Genomic DNA, 19,643 nt, shown 5'->3' with positions numbered 1-19,643 from the left:
TTGTCTTAGTTTCCGCGTTCTTATGCAGGCGAATATTGATCAGGCGGCTTCAGCTTCGGAGGTCACTGTTTGGCTGGCTAATTGACCTAATCGGGCCTTTTTTTCCTGATGGTTACGCAATATTTTGAAGGCCGTGGTGACAATAAAAGGGCAGATGATGGCCGAGACCACACAGGCTGCGGCAACCTGAGCGGTGGCCACGGTGGCAATTACCGCCAGGGTGGGGTCGGCAGCGGCTACGGCGGCTGGGGTCGCGACGGCGTTGCCAGCGGTTGAACCGGTGGCCAGACCAATGATCGGTTCTTCTTTAAATAGTTTCAGCATGACATAGGCACCGATACCAGTAAAAGCAGCGACGAAACCCAATAAGATGCCAGGTCCTCCGGCGGTGACAATGGTCTGCAGATCCATACTGGCACCCAGCGGGAAGGAAAAGAAGGGGATCAGCAGCATTTTACTGCTGCCCAGGAATGACCGCATATCTGAATCCAGATTTCCCAGAATCATCCCGATGACAATAGGAACCAGCACACCCACCAGAGCCATAAAAGGAACCTGGGCCAGACCGGAGGCACCGAGAGCCACCAGGGTAAAGAAGGGACCATCCTTAATCGAAAGCAGCGCATAGGCACCGACATCGGTTTCATCTCCATATTGGGAAGCCAGGGAGGCATACAGACCGCCGTTACAGTTTGTTAAGGCCGCCAAAATGGCCAGCGGGGATAAGCCGAGGACGCCGGCCGGGCCGAATACTAAACCAACGAAGATACCGATCCCGGCGCCGACAATGAACTTACCGGTAATCAGCAAAGCCCCTTTTTTAATCGCCTTGGGGGCCAGTTTAAAATTAATCTGGGAACCGATTAAAAACATAAAACAGGCTAAAATAGTTGATGATGCCTTGGGGCTGAATAAGGCGGTGGTGAAACCGCCAATCTCTAAAAATTGGGGGAAAAAGGTATTGACCAGCACCCCTAAAAACAGGGGCACAACCATCATCCCGCCGGGAATCCGATCCAGCGTTTTCTTAATTGGAATTTGCATTTTTCTACACCTCATTTACCTTTCTTAAATTCGGGCGACGCCAGTTTTTCTGGCTGCTTTTTTAATGGCGCTGGCAATATTACCGGCAACGGACTTGTCTAAAGCATTGGGAATGATATTATTTTCCGACAGATCTTCATCTTTAATCATGGCCGCGATGGCATGGGCGGCGGCCAGCTTCATTTCTTCATTGATCTCAGTAGCCCGGACATCCAGCGCCCCTCTGAAGATACCTGGGAAAGCTAAAACATTATTCACCTGGTTGGGGAAATCCGAACGACCGGTTCCGATGACCCGGGCTCCGGCGGCTTTGGCTTCATCCGGCATAATTTCCGGAGTGGGGTTGGCCATGGCAAATAAAATCGAATCCGGATTCATGGAACGGACCATGTCCTGACTGACAATCCCGGGTGCCGAAACGCCGATAAAGATGTCGGCACCAACCAATGCATCCACCAGGGTTCCCTGGATATTTTTTGGATTGGTTATTTCGGCCAAATCTTTTTTGGCATCATCGAGACCGGCCATTCCGCGGTAGAGGATTCCCGGTTTATCACAGGCAATTAGGTTTGTTACGCCGGAAGAAAGCAACAGTTTGGCGATGGCTGTACCGGCCGCACCGGCGCCATTGACGACGACGTTTACATCTTCGATCTTTTTCCCAACTACTTTCAGGGCATTGATGATGCCGGCCAGAACAATGATGGCGGTGCCGTGCTGATCATCATGAAAAACCGGGATGTCCAATTCTTTTTTTAACCGCTCTTCGATTTCAAAGCATCGCGGAGCACCGATATCTTCTAAATTAATGCCGCCAAATCCAGGAGCGATGAGTTTTACTGTTCTAACGATTTCATCAACGTTTTTCGTATCCAGACAGATAGGGAAGGCATCCACGCCGGCAAACTCCTTAAACAGGATGGCTTTACCTTCCATCACCGGCAGACCAGCCATGGGACCAATATCCCCCAGACCAAGGACGGCGGTGCCATCAGTGACGACGGCCACAATGTTGCCCTTTGAGGTGTACTTATAAACATCTTCAGCATCTGCATGAATGCGGCGACAGGGTTCTGCGGCGCCGGGGGTATAAGCCTTACTTAAATCATCCCGGGTTTCGATGCGCACCTTTGAGATAACCTCAATTTTTCCGGAGTGCATTTCGTGCATTTTTATACTTTCTTCTGAATAATTCATTTCTTTTTCCCTTTCATTTTTAGAGATAAATTTCTAAATCATCGGACAATAAAATTTGATAAAATTCTGCTACCGAACCGATGGCCACATGATAACACCGGATTTTTAGCAAGGGAAGATTATGAAATTTAAAAAAGAGTTATGGTCATAAAGAATACTTTGATAATTATTTAACGTTATTTGAATGAGATTCGGACATCCAGATGAGCGCTGTGCTGTCATGAATGTTCTATCTGGGCAATAAAAAAACCGACCCTCACGTATGAAAATCGGTTTGGCTTGTTAAGTGATTAAATTCAGCGTCGGTACTTAGATAGCTCACATTGAACGCCGTTGGTCGTCACGGCCAAAAGTAATTCCAGAAACTGATCTGTTGGCAGGTCTTTGTCATTGGCATACCATTTGGCAATCATGCTAAGCATTGTGGCACTCTGGTATTCCATTAAATAGCTTACTTCCAGCAGTTCCTGGGGGGACAGTTCTTTATACATCGACAACACTGTCGGGGTGAGTTTCTTTAAGACTTTTTGCCTGAAATGGGGATCGCCGTTTTCCCCCAATAAAACCGGGAGATAGGTCTTGTTTTTTTCAAAAAATTCTAGAATTGATTTTAAAATGGCTTTCTTGCGATGATCATGAAGAAGATTGCCGTAAAAAAGGTTCTTAATAACAATGCTTTTAAAGTCTTCCACCGTAATGGTCTGTTCTTCAATTTCTGCCAGAATTTCATAGGTATCTTTAAAATAAACATAAAAAGTCGAGCGATTATAGCCGGCCACATCGCAGATTTCCTTGACGGTGATCTTGTCAATGCTTTTTTTGCAATATAATAGCCAAAACGCATCAATCAAGTTTTGGCGGGTAACTTTGGCGGTGCTTGATAAAGTCGTCTTCATATCGGTTTTACCTCATTTATGGAATCATTCATTTTGATTATAAACGAAGCTGTTGGGATAAACAAGAAAATCCAACAGCTTGAAAAATTCTGTTGGTTGAATTTAATAAGGATCAGGGCTAAAATGGGGATAATCAAAAATAAAGAAGAGGGATCGGAAAATGAAAATAAAAGTCAGTGAAGTCAGTAAATCATTTAAACAACAGCAGGTTCTCAATCAGATCAGTTTGACAATTGAGGGAGGCCGGATCTTCTGTCTGCTGGGGGCATCCGGTTCAGGCAAAACAACCTTGCTGCGAATTATGATGGGCGCGATACCCGCTGATGGAGGAAGCGTAACAGTCGGTGGTATTGCCGTACCAAACCGCCAACTGCTTGCCGAGATGGGCTATATGCCGCAAAATGAAGCGCTGTACGAAGAGTTATCGGCCTGGGAAAATCTGAAGTTTTTTGCCGGCCTGCAGCGACAAAGTCGTAAAAAATTTGCAGCGGATGCTGAAGCACTGCTCCAGATTGTCGATATGGCAGCGTGTAAAAATAAGCTGATCCGTGATTGTTCCGGGGGGATGAAAAAACGCATATCGCTGGCGGTTGCATTGATTCACAAACCGAAGTTGCTGGTGCTCGATGAGCCAACGGTGGGGGTTGACCCGGTGCTACGCCGCAAAATATGGCTTTATCTCAGACAGCTGCGAAATGAAGGAACCACTATTGTGGTGACAACCCATGTCATGGATGAGGTTACCCAATGTGATGATGCCGCCTTGCTTCGCAATGGCCATATCATTGCCCGGGATACGGTTAAAAATTTAATCGCCCAGACCCCCGACGGTAATATTGAAGAATTATTTTTCATCGACCATCAGTCAGAAACGGAGGCACCATCATGTTAAGTATTGTCAAACGGATCCTGGGCCAAATGAAAAATGATAAACGATCATTGGGGTTGCTCTTATTTGCGCCGCTGCTGGTTTTAACGCTGTTATTTTTTATTCTCAGCGAAACCAATTATGTGCCGAAGCTGGCCGTTTATGATCTGAACGAAAAATTTGTCACGGAACTTGAGAACCATGCCACGGTTAGTGAAGAAACTGAAAAACTCGAAGCCGCAGATTATCTGGAGGCTAATGAAATCGATGCGTTGATCTGGAGCGACAGCGCGGGGACGCACATTGAATTGCTGGAGAAAAATTCCAAATCCGCCGCCGCTCTGGAAGCCATTCAGGATACCAATAAAGCTTTGCAGCCAACCCAAAAGGAGCTGATTATTGATTATGTCTATGAATCAGCGGGGGATAATCAACTGGATTCACTCTCCTTTGTATTTCTGGGCGTGATCTCATTTTTCTTTGTCTTTATTCTTTCGGGGATGTCATTTGTCCGGGAGCGGTTTGGACAGACCTTAGAACGGATGCTGATGACCCCGATCAGACGGATCGATGTCATCGGGGGCTATACTCTGGGTTATGGTTTACTGGCTGCGGTTCAAAGTGTTGTGATTATCTTGTACGCTGTTTATGTGTTGCAGCTGCAGGTGGAAGGATCGGTGGCCTTATGTACCTTAGTCATGATCCTGATGGCATTCTCGGCGGTTTCCGTTGGGCCGCTGGTGTCGATCTTTGCCAACAATGAGTTACAATTAGTTCAGTTTATTCCGGTAATTATCATTCCGCAGATCTTTTTTTCCGGACTGATCCCGATTGATACCATTCCCTTTGGGCTGGGAAACCTGTGTTACCTCACGCCAATTTATTATGGCTGCACAGCTCTGGAAATGATTATGATTCAAGGTAAGGGGGTTGTCGAGATATGGCCCTGGTTAGCGGGATCGGTCGCCTTTATTGGAGTACTTTTTTTAGCAAATGTGACTGCGTTAAAGAAATACCGAAGACTTTAGACTTGTGATGGCGTATCAAACCGAGGTTTGATACGCTTTTTTGATGGGAGAGTTAGATTTAGTTCACAACCATCCTGATTTTATGATATTATTCACTTGTAATGTTTTAGAATAGCATTATATAACAGTCCAAAATAAAATCAGAAAGAAGAATAATATGTTAAATCAGGAATACATTGAAGCACAAACGATTATGAATCAGGCCAAAAAAGATCTGGAAACCATTTTTGACCAGGTTAAACCGCAAACACCAGAAGATCAGGAAGCGCATAACAGCTTATTGAGACTGATTGATCAATTAAAAAGCATGGATGCTTTTTACAATCATTTAAAAACAGCTAAAATCGAAGCCTTGTCTCCAAATGAAAAGCTGTTTGTCAATCTCATCAAGAAAAACAAAGAAAATTTGAAATAAGAGCGTCAACTGAAATAGCTATGGTATTCTAGTTAAGACGAGCGTATTTCTGCACGGTTGAAATATTTAGTGGTGCAAGTTTTATGACAGCAGATCAGCAAAAAGATAATCATTGATGCGATCAATCAATTCCCGCGGTCTGATCATTTGATCAACGATTTCTCGGGTCTGTGCCACATCGTCGGTAATAATGTTATCAACGCCGATTTTCACCATTTTCTCGGTTGATTCCTGAGAATCGACGGTCCAGGCTAAAACTTCTTTGTTTTCCCGATGGATGGCAGTAACGATCTCCGGAGTGACGAAAGATGATTCGATGCTGTAGATATCGACCGGCAGTTTTTGAATATCACCAATGGCCAAGGCGGTAATATAAGCCCGTTTCAGCTCAGGAGCCACCGAGCCAACCTTTTCCAAGGTGGGGTAATCCAGAGATGCCAGGACACATTGGTCAGAAAAATCATGTTGCTTTATAATAGCAACAGTTGATTCCACCAGACTGGTTTCATGCCCGGTGGGTTTGAGTTCAATATTTAAAAGGATCTTGCCCTGACAAAGCTCAACCGCTTCAGCCAGGGTGGGGATATGTTCGTTTTTAAACTGCGGATCAAACCAACTGCCGATATCCAGATCCTTGATATCCGCATAATTTGAGGACCAGATATTCAAGTCCTTGCCTGATATGCGTTTGATGTTATTATCATGAGAGACCACAATGATGCCGTCTTTGGTTTGAGCCACATCGATTTCAGCATAATCGGCGCCCTCATCGATGGCTTTTTGCAAAGCGGCCAGGGTATTTTCCGGAGCCAGGTTGGAACCGCCGCGGTGGGCAGTTATTTGCGGACCCGACAAAAACTGGTCGTTGAAGGTCTCAGAAAAGGTGTTAAAAATCGCAAAACTGTTTATTGCAATAAACAGTAAAACCGTGATCATCCCGATGATCACAATCGTTTTTTGTTTCACTTTTATTTTATATTTATCTTTTCCAAGCGGTTCGGGATTAACGATCAAGTTGGCTGAGGCTGAATACCAATAATATAACTCGGAGACCACCGCCAAATTGAGTGATGTGGTAAGTAGCTGATAGATGGTAAACAAACCAGACACCAAAAAACCGAAGGCAGCGATAAAAATGGACAAAGCCAGCGGATGGTTCAGGAGCGGCCCTAAGATCAGGAAAGCGATGATTTCAAGAACAATCACAGCAATAACCAGCAGCATCAGAATCAGGAGATTAAAAAATATGACAAAGAAAATAGTCCGCCAGAAATGGCCTTTAATCAGGATTCTACTTTTTTTGATCGCTTGAAAAAAATTGCTGTTTTCCAGGGTGAAATAATGAAATGAAAAAATCCAGATGAGCGCAAGCAGAAACAGTAACAACGACAGTGCTGTAAAGCCGGTTGAGTACAACGGACTGGCTGTGATATAGCTCATAATAAATTCAGGAATTGATATTTCGGAAATGAAATTTGAAGATAATGAAAACTCAGTTAAAGGAATAATGATAAGAATAAAAACGACGAATGGAAAATTTTTAGCTTTGACTATTTTGATCGCTCGTTTAAATCCCTCTTTACATAATGGCATCAGTTGAACTTTTCGGCGAAAATGACTTTCATTAAATAGCAGGATCAAGGTGGTAAATTCCAGCAGCCCAAAAAATGCGACAAAAAAAGCGAAACAAAGTAGGGTTATCAGACAAAGCGGATTGGTCATTGCCTGAGCGAAATTCGAACCGCTCAAATAAGGAAAACCCAATAGGGTCATAATTCTGTTAAACAGAAAAAATCCACCGGGATAAATGATCATGGTGCCGACAACGGTATAGATTGCCTCGAAAAAGAGCAGATGTAGAAAGTTAAACTGAATAAGCGTGATTATTTCTTTGGTACGGCTAAGAATATCGAATCTTTTTTTATCCATAATGATGAGTCCTTTCTCGTCTAAAAAGTATTTTTTAGGAAACGTACAGCGACTTTTGAGCATCGAAAATGGTTTTAAAACTGGTCGAATATCAGTCAGATACACTGAGACATGCTTTTGGTGATTGTATCATGATGAACTTCGCATAACAAGAAAAAAGGCCGGGAGCTTCTTGAAATTTTAGTGAGAATAATAAATGAAATGGAAAAAACAAGGTAAAGTGAGGTTAGCATGAAAGTTATTGCAATTATGGGGAGCCCCCACAAAGGGAGAGGTTTTGAGATCGTACAGAAGATTGAGGCCGAGCTCTGCCGCTTCGACGATATTGAATTTTCATATGTTTTTTTGAAGGATGCAAATTTAGAACTCTGTCAGGGTTGTTTTGCCTGCATTGGCAAAGGGGAGCAGTTTTGCCCGCTAAAGGATGATAAAAACAGTATTGAAGCAGAAATATTAAGTGCCGACGGCGTCATTCTCAGTACCCCGGGTTATGCTATGAACGTCAGTGCGATGATGAAAAACTTTATTGATCGCTTTGCCCACAGTCTGCATCGCCCGAAGTTTTTTAATCAATCACTGATGCTGGTTGCAAATGGTGGTTCCGGCTTATCCAAGGTTAATTCATCCCTGGGTATGACCTTGGGCGGCAGCAACAAGGTTAGCGAATTAAAAATCACCACAACGCCATGGCAAGCCACCGAGGAGTATGAGAAGCGGGTTCAGAAAGATATCGAAAAAGCCGCTGATCGTCTCTATCGATCCATGCAGAACAAGAAACTTGCTTCACCATCGCTGGGTAACCTGATCTGGTTCCGGATCTTTAAAAAAATGTCTAGTCTTTCTGAGCAGAACCTGCCGGCGGATTACGAATATTATCGAATTAAAACCGATTATTTTTATCCGACCCGAGTAAATCCCATTAAAAACAGAGTGGCGGGGATCATCGCTAATATCGGGGTGGCCACCATGAAAAAGCAAGTCAAATTCAATGATTTATAAACCGTTAACAATATTAATGGGGCATTCACTTTTTGATACCGCCAGAATGTTTGACCAAACCGTTTTATGCATTTTTTCAAAAGCCTGTTTGGTAGTGCCGCCAATATGGGGGCTGAAAAGCAATTTGTAATGACAGTTTTCCGGCAGATTAAGCAGCGGATTATCAGACATAACCGGTTCTGGGTACAGGGTGTCAAGACCAGCCCCTGCTATTTGTCCGGCTGATAAGGCGGCGATCAGATCTTCCTGAACAACCAGCTCGCCGCGGGCAGTATTGATCAACAGGGCGGACGGTTTCATCAGCGATAGTAGTTCTGCGTTGATCAGGCCGGTGGTTTCCGGGGTTACCGGTAAATGAAGGCTGATGATATCACATTGCATGCAGAGCTCTTCCAGCGGCAGATAGCTAAGCCCCAATTCGTGCTCAACCGCACTTTTTCGGGAACGGTTAAAATAACTGAGATGCGTACCAAATGGCTTCAAACGCTTAGCGGTCTCAAGGGCAATGGAACCCATGCCGATCAGTCCAACATGACAGGATCCCAGTTCCGGAATACCATCTAGAATAAACGAACCTTTAGCCTGGATCTGTTGGCCATTGCGAACCATCTGATCCCCTTCCAGGAGCCGTCGCTGAAGGCCTAAGATCAGTAGAATGGTTTGCTCAGCCACCGCAGCAGAGTTGGCGGCGGTATTGTTACAGACGTAAATATCTTTTTCTTTAGCAGCCTGAATATCTATTTTATTGTAACCCACACCTTCAGAATGGATGAGTTTGAGATTGGGCATGTTTTCAATCAGGGTTTTGCTGACTTCCCGGACGGCATCCGCAAAAATAAAATCAGCATCGCCGGCGGCTTGCAGTACCGCATCATCGGTATTCAAATTTTCACCGAAAATAAGTTCCCAGTCTTTCGGTATGTCAGATAAATCAGAAAATTTTTCGACTCGCTTGGTCGATGTTAGAATCAGGATCTTTGTCACAGGGGTACCTCCGTTATATTAGTTGCTAACATTATATAATGGCGGCGATTCGAGCACAACCAAATTTGCTCATTACATTTTGAGTGATGTGAAACAGGGACTTGCATCTGGGCAAGAACGAATATAAACTGTCCAACATGTAAATTACCGGAATGCCAATTTTTTTATCCGTTTTACGATTCATTTTTTTTATGGTATAATTTAATTGCAATAGCCGTGGGCAGAGGCAATCTGATTCCGATTCAGGGGGACGAGAAGTGATGATCGTACCAGACTGTTGTGGTCATATAGAATAGGAGAAAAAATGATTGAATTATTAAAAGCAGCGGTTATCCATAAAACCTTTGGTGCCGGAAAGATTAAAGAAGTAGAAAATGGTCACGTCGTAATCGTGTTTGGAGCGAGTGATTCAGGAGAACCTACTGAAAAAAAATTTGTCTATCCAGATGCCTTTAAAAAATTTTTAAAAATTAATGATCCGGACATAGCGGAACAGGTTGATAGCCTGATCAAAATTAAGGATGCTGAGGAAGATAAACGCCGGGAATTGGACGAACAGGAAAAGCGGGAGAAAAGAGTCGCCCACATAATGGCACTGGAAGAATCAAAGAAAAAGTTACCAGCGAAAACTAAGATGAAAAAGACTAATACCCGTCAGAACATTGCTTTTAAACTGAATTATTGTGATGGGGGATCACCGGAACAAATCGGATTTAATGGTATCTGCAGTGATGAAACGATCCGATATAATATTTCAAAAGAGAAACGGGTCTGGTGCAGCAGCAAAGAGTGTCTTTGTTCGCAATATCTCGATGGTGAGATCGATCGAAAAACTCTCGAAGATTCTTTGGCGGATAACAATTTTGACTGTTATGAAAGTCAGCTGTTAAAAAGCTGGAAAGTTATGGCAGGCGAAGATGGAGACGGCAAAACAAGAAAGATAAAAAGTGCCCGGCGCAACAGTTTGGCGGTACTCACTACCCGAGTACCACATACTAAGGAAGCGGAACGGATCATTTTTGGGGTGTTTATAATTGATGATGTGTTGGAAGGTAATGATCGGGAGTCGGGCTACGTTTCAAACCAATCGACTGACAGAATCACCCTGACACTGGAAGAAGCCAAAAATATGCTATTTTGGAATTATCATGCCAATTCAACGGGTAAAGTATCCGCAAAGTGGGGGTCAGGTCTATTTCGCTATATGGATGATATTCAGGCCGTTGCGTTACTGCAGGATTTAGTGAAGCTTAAACAAAACACACCAGATGCCCAACTAGCTAAAGATCTTCTGGAGGCATACTGTCGGAATAATCTCATTGAATTAAGTGCTATTTCCCAATAAATATACAAGAAAAACAACGATGTAGCATCGTTGTTTTTTTATTTAGATGGATTTGAATTTTATGGCCTTCATCTGGGTATCAAAATAGAAATCGCCGGCGGAAGAAACCATTTCAGTCCAGTTCAGAAACTTGCTGTTTTGCTGAACCCAGGCATCCATAACAGCAACTGGGATGGTTTCGAAATCTTGCTGAGTGGTAGCGGTAAATCCGGCTGAGTTCAAAAAATCTTCAAGACAGGAGAAAACAGTGTATTTTTTCATGAATGCGGGGGTTAAATAGTTTTTAATTAAATCAACATCTTCTTTAATTCCGTTTGCCAAACTGTCATCTTTTGGTAGATTTGAATAGCCAGATTGTGCATCAAGAGTTTTCATCGGTTACCTCCTAAAATTTGGTGTTACTCAAACGTTAATGATAGGATCATCTTATACTGTTTTGACTGCTGTGACAAGAAAAAAATGATTTTTGCGATAACGTTTACTGCGCGGCAAAAATTTATAATTATTTTTTAAAAGAGAGCCTGTTTAAGAATTTCTAAAAATTAATGCTGAAATAATATCACTCAAAGGATAGATATTACTCTTTACAAGGCTGCGAAATAGTCGATAAGATATGTGGGGTAATATCATGCCGTGTTTCAGCGGCATTATATAAAACTATCTCGAAATTCATGCTTGTAATAGAAGAATGATCAGAAGAAAAGAGGAATACTTGGTTAAAAAATAACCAACTGAACGCAAAGAATAATGGATGTCAGAAAAGACAAATGGCCATGTTTCTGAATTGGTATCAACGCTGTGGAAAACACTAAAAGGAGAATTAATATGAAGAAAACTGGAACAACGCAAAAGAAGCAAATGAATCTGCTGACGCGGATCCTTATTTTTATTGGGATCCCGATCGTGATTATTTACGGTATTTCATCGTTTATCACGTTGTACAACGTAAATACATCGATTACCGGTCTGACTGAGAAACAGCTAGAAACAGAATCCAATGCGGCGGCCAATGAAATAGCCGGAGTATTCAGTAAGTATCTTGAGATTACGCGACAAATGGCAGTCAACAGCCAATTTGAAGATATGACAACTGAGATTACGCCGGGTTTTGTGCCAACGGCTGCGCAGGGATTTGCAAAATCGGAAAAGTCACTATCCGGTGTCAAGACATCTGATCCAAACATCATGGAGGCCTGGATAGGAGATTCCGACTCGAATCAATTGCTTTTGTCACAAGGGTTTTATGCAAGTCCGGATTGGATCATGGTTGAACGGCCTTGGTATACTCAAATGATGGACGCCGGCGGTACGACGTTAACAGCACCCTATGTGGATGCAATGACCAATAAAATGGTCGTAACAGCGGTTTCGCCGATTTATCGAACTGGCACAAAAGACATTATCAGCGCGGCAGGTTTGGATTTCACGCTGGATAGTGTTTCGGCAATGATGAGTGAATACAAACTTGGCGAAACAGGGTCTTTCATTCTGGCGAGCGCTGACGGACAGCTGATCTATCATCCCAACCAGGAATATGTCAATACCAATATCAAAGATTCAAATATGTCGGATAACATCAAAGATGCTGTTTTGACACAAAAGACTGGGGCTATCGAATATATCAGTGATGGTTCAAACAATCACGGCTATGTTGCGATGGTAGGAAATACTGGGTGGACGATAACTACCGGCCTTCCGGATAAAGAGTTTAACAGCGCATATAATCTAATTCAACTAATTACCTTAATTATTATGCTGATCGTTATTGCTGGGATGGTGATGTTGGTTGCCTTTACATCCAGAAAGATTGCCAAACCGATCAATATGCTGGCGGGTGTGGCTAACAAATTGGCGGTTGGCAATGTTGATGTGAGTACCGATGGAATTGATGCCATCAGTAGCGAAATAACAGAACTAACGGCAGCTTTTGGCGAGATGGCGGATAATACCAGGGAGCAGGCAATAGCAGCGGAACGGATCGCAGCTGGTGATCTGACCATGGATATAATCCCAAGATCCGATCAAGACATACTGGGGGTTAGCATGACCGATATGCTCAAGTCTTTACGGGAGCTGATCCAGGAAACGGAAATGTTGACGGAAGCTGCAGTAGCGGGCAGGTTATCGGTTCGCGGTAATACAGAAGCGCTAAGTGGCGGTTACCGGGAGATTATCGAAGGGTTTAATGCCACGCTTGACGCGGTAATTGGGCCACTGAACATGGCTTCAGGTTACATCGATAAGATCGGCAAGGGCGAAATCCCTGAAAAGATTAAGTTGGAAGCCAAGGGTGATTTTGCTGATTTAATTAACAGCATCAACTCCTGTATTGATGGTTTAGGAGCTCTGACAGAAGGAAATGAAATTCTGGCACTGATGAGCAAAAATGATTTAAGCAGAAAAATTGAAGGAGAATACGCAGGTATTTATGGCGAAATTACCAAATATATTAATACCGTTCATGAATCTTTAATGGTTATTGTCAGAGCTGTGGATGATATTGCGAATGGTGATATGAAGATGCTTGTTGGCTTAAAAGCGGCAGGAAGGAAGAGCGAAAATGATCAACTGATTCCTGGTTTTATCAAGCTGATGGAAAACATCATCATGCTGCTGGAAGAATCCGACAGTATGGCACAAGCAGCCGTAGCCGGGGATCTGAACAACCGGGCCGATGCATCCCGCTTCCCCGGCGATTACGCCAAGGTGATCAGTGGCTTCAATAACACCCTGGATGCCTTAACCGAACCGATGCAGGAAGCATCCCAGGTGCTCAACGAGCTGGCTCAGGGGAATCTCAATACGGCGATGACCGGTGCTTACCGGGGACAAAACGGCCAGATCAAAGAAGATATGAATAAAACCATTGCTTTCCTGAAACAATATGTCCAGGAAATTTCCGAAACCCTGGAAAAGGTCAGTGAGGGTGATTTCAACCAGGAAATTACAGCCAATTATCTGGGGGACTTTGTTAATATCAAATATGCCATTAATGATATTACCGCGCATCTCAGTGAAATCCTCACAGAAATTGGGAACTCCGCCAATCAGGTAGAAGCAGGATCGCGCCAGATATCCGATGGTGGCCAGGCATTGGCCCAGGGAACAACCGAACAGGCCAGCGCCATCCAGCAATTGTCCGCATCCATTGATGAAGTAGCTGAAGAAACCAAGAAAAATGCTCAAAATGCCAACGAAGCCAATGAACGAACCCTAGATGTTCGGGCGACCGCCGAAGCCGGCAACAAACAGATGGGGGACATGGTCAACGCCATGGAAGAAATCAATGAATCCTCCAATAATATTTCCAAGATTATCAAAGTCATCGACGACATTGCTTTCCAGACCAACATTCTGGCACTGAATGCCGCCGTTGAAGCGGCTCGGGCCGGACAGCATGGCAAAGGTTTTGCTGTGGTAGCCGAAGAAGTTCGGACCCTGGCGGCCCGGAGTGCCGAAGCGGCCCGGGAAACAACCGGTCTGATTGAAGGCTCCATTGACAAGGTGGAAGCCGGCACAAAAATTGCCAATGATACCGCCGAGAGTTTGGAAGGCATCTTAAAATCAGTGGCTAAAGTGACCGATCTGGTCAGCAACATTGCGATGGCATCCAATGATCAGGCCACCAGCATTGCCCAGATCACCCAGGGGATTGAACAGGTTTCCCAGGTGGTGCAGACCAATTCAGCAACCGCCGAAGAAAGCGCTGCAGCCAGCGAAGAGCTGTCTGGTCAGGCCGAACTGCTGAAGAATATGGTTTCTGAGTTTAAACTCAAAGGCAAAACAAGCGGTGAAGCAAGTGCAAGACAAGCCCTTGCTTCGGCTCCTCAGGAGGTAGCGGAACAAGTCACTCATCAACCGGCAGAACCGCGAATTCAACTTGACGAGATAGACGATAAATACTAAAAAATTCGATGTTAATGGTCTGATCATCAGCTGATCCTGAAAAAAATTTCAATAGTTAAAAAGCCTTCCAGTGATGTCTGTTGACATCGTCTGGTAGGCTTTTTTTGTGGTTGCAATTACATAGTATACATTGTACTTCAGGTTGATCACAGTAATCGAAAAGCCGGCCAAAGGTTAACATTTACGCTTGCTTTCTAGAAAAAAATGACCAATAATGACAAAAAAAGTATAAAGGTTACTCGAAACGACAACTATTTACCCTTAAGGTGATGACATAGCTGTCGATATTTTAAAATGAGCGTCAATATTAGAGATGCTTGTTTTAGTCAGTAGTACGATACAAAGTGCATTTAAAAATGCACAACTTAATTACTGGACAAATACAAGAAAAGAAGAAAAGCGAAGGAGTCAATAGTATGGAAAAAAATGTATTCAACCGACTTAACACAAAAAATAACAAGTATCGGAGGGCAGAAAAAAATGAATAATCAAGTCACAGAAAAGAAGCACGAAAAAAAAGTTTCGCTGCTATTTAAACTGGTGTCATTACTGGGAGCAATCCTCATTATTGGGAGTCTGATTCTGGGAATTGTCGCTCTGATGTTTTCGTCCCGGGCGTTGACCGAAAATACCGAGAGTTATCTGGAAGAAACGGCGATAGCCAGTTCTAAATATGTGGGTTCAACCGTCGCCAAACAATTGGGCGAATTAACCCAGGTAGCTGAAACTGATACCGTTTCTTCGATGAACTGGGACGCTCAGAAAGCTTATCTCACCGGAAAGGTCAGTGAGCTGGGTTATCTTGATATTGCCGTGATGACCCCGGATCTGATGGCTCATTATGTCGTCAGCGGAGACACCACCCAGCTTTCAGAGCGAGCTGTTTACACCAATGCCCTCAATGGCACACCGGGAATCTCCGATGTCTCCATCAGTAAGGTGACCAATGGACCGGTGGTGCTGGAAGTTGCACCTATTAAAAGCAATGGCCAGGTAGTCGGTATCCTGATGGGACGGCGGGATGGGACGGCCTTAACCGGAATTACCGATAACCTCGGCGTGGGCGAAACCGGATTTGCCTTTATCATCACGAAAGACGGAATCATCAATGCCCATGCCGAGAAACAACTGGTATTGGATCAGCGAAATGCCATTAAAGAAGCTGAAGAAGGTGGCGATCTGGCAGAACTGGGCAGGCAACTGCAGAGCATCGATATGACTCAGAATAATCTGATTCACTATACCTATCAGGGTGAAAAACGAATCACCGAGATTGTTCCGATTGAAGGAACCAACTGGTTATTAGGGCTTGGAGACTATGAAAGCACCGTTTATGCCAACGTGACCAATCTGAGAAATATTTTAATTCTGATTACTTTCCTGGTTGCTGTAGGCGGCAGCCTGGCTATCTATATTAGTACCAAAAAAGCAGTTGTAAACCCAATTATTGGCATCAAAACAGCAGCTGAAAAATTGGCGCGGGGTGATGTGAACGTAACCGTTGAAGTTAAAAGCACCGATGAAATTGCTGATCTGGCCATTGCTTTCAACGAAATGACCGAAAATCGGAAACAGCAGGCCGAAGCAGCCCAGCATTTGTCGGAGGGTAACTTTGGCGTTGAGATTGAACCGCTCTCGGATCAGGATGTCTTGTCCTATTCATTGATCGCGGTTATTGATGAAATGAATAAAATCTATCGCGGCATCACCAACACCGAACAGGCGATTTTGGATGGACATCTGGATTTTCAGGAGAACATCGAAAATTATCCAGGTAGCTTCAGAGATTTGATCAAAGGGGTAGACTCGGTCAGTGCGGCCTTTAAAAAACCATTAAAAGTCGCATCAAAAGCGATTGAACGCATTGGAAACGGTCAGATTCCACCGCGGATCACGACCGAATACAATGGGGATTTCAATGATCTTAAAAATAACATCAACTCCTGTATTGACGGCTTGGGAGCATTGACTGCAGGAAATGAAATTCTGGCACTGATGAGTAAAAATGATTTAACCCAACGCATTGAAGCGGATTACTCCGGGATTTACGGTGAAATTGCCCAATCCATCAATACCATTCAAGAATCCTTAATGGTTATGGTCAGAGCCGTGGAGGATATTTCAAACGGGGATATGAAAATGCTGGATGCGCTACAAGCGGCGGGACGACTCAGCGAAAATGATCGGTTAATACCTGGTTTTATCAAGCTGATGGAAAACATCATCATGCTGCTGGAAGAATCCGACAGTATGGCACAAGCAGCCGTAGCCGGGGATCTGAACAACCGGGCCGATGCATCCCGCTTCCCCGGCGATTACGCCAAGGTGATCAGTGGCTTCAATAACACCCTGGATGCCTTAACCGAACCGATGCAGGAAGCATCCCAGGTGCTCAACGAGCTGGCTCAGGGGAATCTCAATACGGCGATGACCGGTGCTTACCGGGGACAAAACGGCCAGATCAAAGAAGATATGAATAAAACCATTGCTTTCCTGAAACAATATGTCCAGGAAATTTCCGAAACCCTGGAAAAGGTCAGTGAGGGTGATTTCAACCAGGAAATTACAGCCAATTATCTGGGGGACTTTGTTAATATCAAATATGCCATTAATGATATTACCGCGCATCTCAGTGAAATCCTCACAGAAATTGGGAACTCCGCCAATCAGGTAGAAGCAGGATCGCGCCAGATATCCGATGGTGGCCAGGCATTGGCCCAGGGAACAACCGAACAGGCCAGCGCCATCCAGCAATTGTCCGCATCCATTGATGAAGTAGCTGAAGAAACCAAGAAAAATGCTCAAAATGCCAACGAAGCCAATGAACGAACCCTAGATGTTCGGGCGACCGCCGAAGCCGGCAACAAACAGATGGGGGACATGGTCAACGCCATGGAAGAAATCAATGAATCCTCCAATAATATTTCCAAGATTATCAAAGTCATCGACGACATTGCTTTCCAGACCAACATTCTGGCACTGAATGCCGCCGTTGAAGCGGCTCGGGCCGGACAGCATGGCAAAGGTTTTGCTGTGGTAGCCGAAGAAGTTCGGACCCTGGCGGCCCGGAGTGCCGAAGCGGCCCGGGAAACAACCGGTCTGATTGAAGGCTCCATTGACAAGGTGGAAGCCGGCACAAAAATTGCCAATGATACCGCCGACAGCTTGGAAGGGATCTTAAAATCCGTAGCTAAAGTAACCGATCTGGTCAGCAACATTGCAATGGCATCCAATGATCAGGCTACCAGTATTGCCCAGATCACCCAGGGGATTGAACAGGTTTCTCAGGTGGTGCAGACCAATTCAGCAACCGCTGAAGAAAGCGCCGCAGCCAGTGAAGAGCTGTCTGGCCAGGCCGAACTGCTGAAGAATATGGTTTCCGAGTTTAAGCTGAAAAGCAAAACAAGTAGTACTGCAAGCACAAGACAAGCTGCTGCTTTACCCCCTCGGGACACAGCGGTACAATCCATCCCGCAACCAGTAAAACCGCAGATTTTGCTGGATGATATGGAAATGGATAAATACTAATAAACGGCGCTGTGGCGTATCATTATAAGACTTTCCCAAAATACAAATAGATAACCATTAATACAAAAGAGCCTTCCAGTGACGTTCGTTGAACGTTAACTGGAAGGCTCTTTATGTTCGGTCGAACCGGCTTTAACTCTCGAGAGCAACTTCACCCAGGCTGGTAAAGGTGTCGGCTTTCGTGATGGATGTAGCAGTCATGGCGTAGTGCCCGGCTTTGTCATAAGCATATACGTGGACATTATAGTCACCAAGTTCGGTATTGTGATCACTGTAGGGAATAAAACAGCTGGCCACGTTGCCTTCTACAGTACCTTCATGCCAGATTATATCGTCCTGCCCGCCGTTTTCGGTCCAGACTGGAAAGTAAACCTGACCGATGCCACTTAGGTCGTCAGAAACCAGAGCAGTAACCATAATTCCTTCGCCTTCATAGTCGGTCACCAGCACGTCGGATAAGGCTGGGGGCGTTGTATCTGATGCGGCATCGATGTAATCGCCGATGTAGATATAACCCTGAAAGCCGCCGACCGAGGTAGCATCCTCTGCACCAATGGTATAGGTGTAGTTCTGGAAATAGATGCCGCTATAGGTTGATTCGGAAAGAGTGACCGTATCACCGTTGATCGCTTCGACAATGGCTACATGCCCGTCTGAACTGCCACCCCAACAGATAACAGCACCAAGTTTTGGCGTTGATCCTGAGGGGTAATAGCCGGTGCTTTGATTATACGCCCACCAGGAATTCGCATTACCCATAGCTAAATTTGGGGTGGTTCCCAAAATTTCATAAGCCCGACCAAAGGCATAGGCAGTACAGTTAGGCATGCCATATCCACCTTGGGCATAAGGATTGTTAGCAAAGAAATAGGGATTATCGGAACCGGGTGCAGACGTGCGTGCTGAAAATAAGTTGGGTAGGGGCGCTATTTCATCAGCCGTTTCTACCGCCTGTGCGATTTCTGTTAGATCCATCGCTGCTTCTTCTGCCATAACAGCCCCAGGCGCCATGCCCAGGCATAAAACAAAGGCAAGACTCACACATGCGCTTTTTATTAAGTTTTTCTTCATTTGACCTCCAATGTCAAAACATGATGGTGTCACAGTGTTGTGCGTGACTTAAATGCATCATTGATTGTTGCAATTTATTTACAAATTGGCAATGCGTATAATACAATAGACCCAGAGAATTTGCAAGCTTACTGTTAAACCTATTTAAGAAATCTTCACCAACAGCAGAAAATTAAATTTATAAAATGAGAAGAAACGGCGTTAAAAAAGGGATTGAGTTTAATGACTGTTAATCAAATTTCAAATTATGCTGAATCAACTTGTTTAAATGATTAATTTTGGTTTAAGCTAAAATGAAATAACTTGTCAATAAGTAAAACTGAGAGCCAAGAATGAGTCATGATTGCGTTTTCTTTTTTAACAGAATGCTATTCTTTTTCGAATAAGCTTGATGAAAATAGTTTGATGTTTCAGAAAAGTTGCCTCTTAGCGT

General features: G+C 44.2%; 14 protein-coding genes. 7 read left to right on the top strand and 7 right to left on the bottom strand.

What is annotated here, in order from left to right; translation table 11 throughout:
• Positions 1 to 39: 39 nt before the first annotated feature.
• The 3 genes from ABGU93_RS15270 to ABGU93_RS15260 all read right to left on the bottom strand — a co-directional run bounded on the left by ABGU93_RS15270 (position 40) and on the right by ABGU93_RS15260 (position 3,137).
• Entirely contained in the window at positions 40 to 1,044 is a 1,005-nt protein-coding gene (locus tag ABGU93_RS15270; RefSeq protein WP_347414258.1) for a 2-keto-3-deoxygluconate permease, read from the bottom strand.
• Between the two features lie 24 nt (positions 1,045 to 1,068).
• On the bottom strand, positions 1,069 to 2,241 hold the full coding sequence (locus tag ABGU93_RS15265; protein ID WP_347414257.1) for a malic enzyme-like NAD(P)-binding protein: 1,173 nt from the start codon (positions 2,239 to 2,241) through the stop codon (positions 1,069 to 1,071).
• Between the two features lie 296 nt (positions 2,242 to 2,537).
• Positions 2,538 to 3,137: a TetR/AcrR family transcriptional regulator gene (locus ABGU93_RS15260; protein ID WP_347414256.1), complete on the bottom strand. Its 600-nt coding sequence runs from the start codon at positions 3,135 to 3,137 to the stop codon at positions 2,538 to 2,540.
• A 160-nt stretch (positions 3,138 to 3,297) separates the two neighbouring features.
• Here ABGU93_RS15260 and ABGU93_RS15255 point away from each other — a divergent pair, with 160 nt between their 5' ends.
• From ABGU93_RS15255 to ABGU93_RS15245, 3 genes are all read left to right on the top strand, one after another.
• Entirely contained in the window at positions 3,298 to 4,029 is a 732-nt protein-coding gene (locus ABGU93_RS15255) for an ABC transporter ATP-binding protein (RefSeq protein WP_347414255.1), read from the top strand.
• The gene (locus ABGU93_RS15250) at positions 4,023 to 5,033 is read left to right on the top strand and encodes an ABC transporter permease (protein ID WP_347414254.1); all 1,011 of its coding nucleotides are present in this window, start codon (positions 4,023 to 4,025) and stop codon (positions 5,031 to 5,033) included. The genes ABGU93_RS15255 and ABGU93_RS15250 overlap by 7 nt, the downstream gene beginning before the upstream one ends.
• A 157-nt stretch (positions 5,034 to 5,190) precedes the next feature.
• Positions 5,191 to 5,448, top strand: coding sequence for a hypothetical protein (locus ABGU93_RS15245; protein WP_303870479.1), 258 nt, complete (start codon positions 5,191 to 5,193; stop codon positions 5,446 to 5,448).
• An 81-nt stretch (positions 5,449 to 5,529) separates the two neighbouring features.
• Here ABGU93_RS15245 and ABGU93_RS15240 read toward each other — a convergent pair whose 3' ends face one another.
• Positions 5,530 to 7,377, bottom strand: coding sequence for a glycerophosphodiester phosphodiesterase (locus ABGU93_RS15240; protein ID WP_347414253.1), 1,848 nt, complete (start codon positions 7,375 to 7,377; stop codon positions 5,530 to 5,532).
• Between the two features lie 231 nt (positions 7,378 to 7,608).
• Between ABGU93_RS15240 and ABGU93_RS15235 the strand changes: the two genes are divergently transcribed.
• Positions 7,609 to 8,376, top strand: a complete 768-nt coding sequence (locus ABGU93_RS15235; RefSeq protein WP_347414252.1) for a flavodoxin family protein — start codon at positions 7,609 to 7,611, stop codon at positions 8,374 to 8,376.
• Here the strand turns inward: ABGU93_RS15235 and ABGU93_RS15230 are convergent.
• On the bottom strand, positions 8,371 to 9,360 hold the full coding sequence (locus ABGU93_RS15230; protein WP_347414251.1) for a 2-hydroxyacid dehydrogenase: 990 nt from the start codon (positions 9,358 to 9,360) through the stop codon (positions 8,371 to 8,373). The genes ABGU93_RS15235 and ABGU93_RS15230 overlap by 6 nt on opposite strands.
• Positions 9,361 to 9,664: 304 nt before the next feature.
• On the opposite strand from ABGU93_RS15230, the gene ABGU93_RS15225 reads away from it, so the two are divergent.
• Positions 9,665 to 10,705: a hypothetical protein gene (locus ABGU93_RS15225; protein WP_347414250.1), complete on the top strand. Its 1,041-nt coding sequence runs from the start codon at positions 9,665 to 9,667 to the stop codon at positions 10,703 to 10,705.
• 42 nt (positions 10,706 to 10,747) lie between these two features.
• Here ABGU93_RS15225 and ABGU93_RS15220 read toward each other — a convergent pair whose 3' ends face one another.
• On the bottom strand, positions 10,748 to 11,080 hold the full coding sequence (locus tag ABGU93_RS15220; protein WP_347414249.1) for a hypothetical protein: 333 nt from the start codon (positions 11,078 to 11,080) through the stop codon (positions 10,748 to 10,750).
• 450 nt (positions 11,081 to 11,530) lie between these two features.
• Between ABGU93_RS15220 and ABGU93_RS15215 the strand changes: the two genes are divergently transcribed.
• Together ABGU93_RS15215 and ABGU93_RS15210 are read left to right on the top strand one after the other, a co-directional pair.
• A complete protein-coding gene (locus ABGU93_RS15215) occupies positions 11,531 to 14,611 on the top strand; it encodes a methyl-accepting chemotaxis protein (protein WP_347414248.1) in 3,081 nt (1,026 codons plus the stop codon).
• Between the two features lie 480 nt (positions 14,612 to 15,091).
• Positions 15,092 to 18,139: a methyl-accepting chemotaxis protein gene (locus tag ABGU93_RS15210; RefSeq protein ID WP_347414247.1), complete on the top strand. Its 3,048-nt coding sequence runs from the start codon at positions 15,092 to 15,094 to the stop codon at positions 18,137 to 18,139.
• 132 nt (positions 18,140 to 18,271) lie between these two features.
• Here the strand turns inward: ABGU93_RS15210 and ABGU93_RS15205 are convergent, their stop codons facing one another.
• The gene (locus ABGU93_RS15205) at positions 18,272 to 19,210 is read right to left on the bottom strand and encodes a CHAP domain-containing protein (protein ID WP_347414246.1); all 939 of its coding nucleotides are present in this window, start codon (positions 19,208 to 19,210) and stop codon (positions 18,272 to 18,274) included.
• Positions 19,211 to 19,643: the final 433 nt, after the last annotated feature.

Source organism: Acetobacterium sp., assembly GCF_039830195.1.
In the GTDB taxonomy this organism is placed as follows: Bacteria; Bacillota; Clostridia; order Eubacteriales; family Eubacteriaceae; genus Acetobacterium.
Note: the sequence above shows the minus strand (reverse complement) of the source record. Positions and strands in the feature narration are given on the sequence as shown.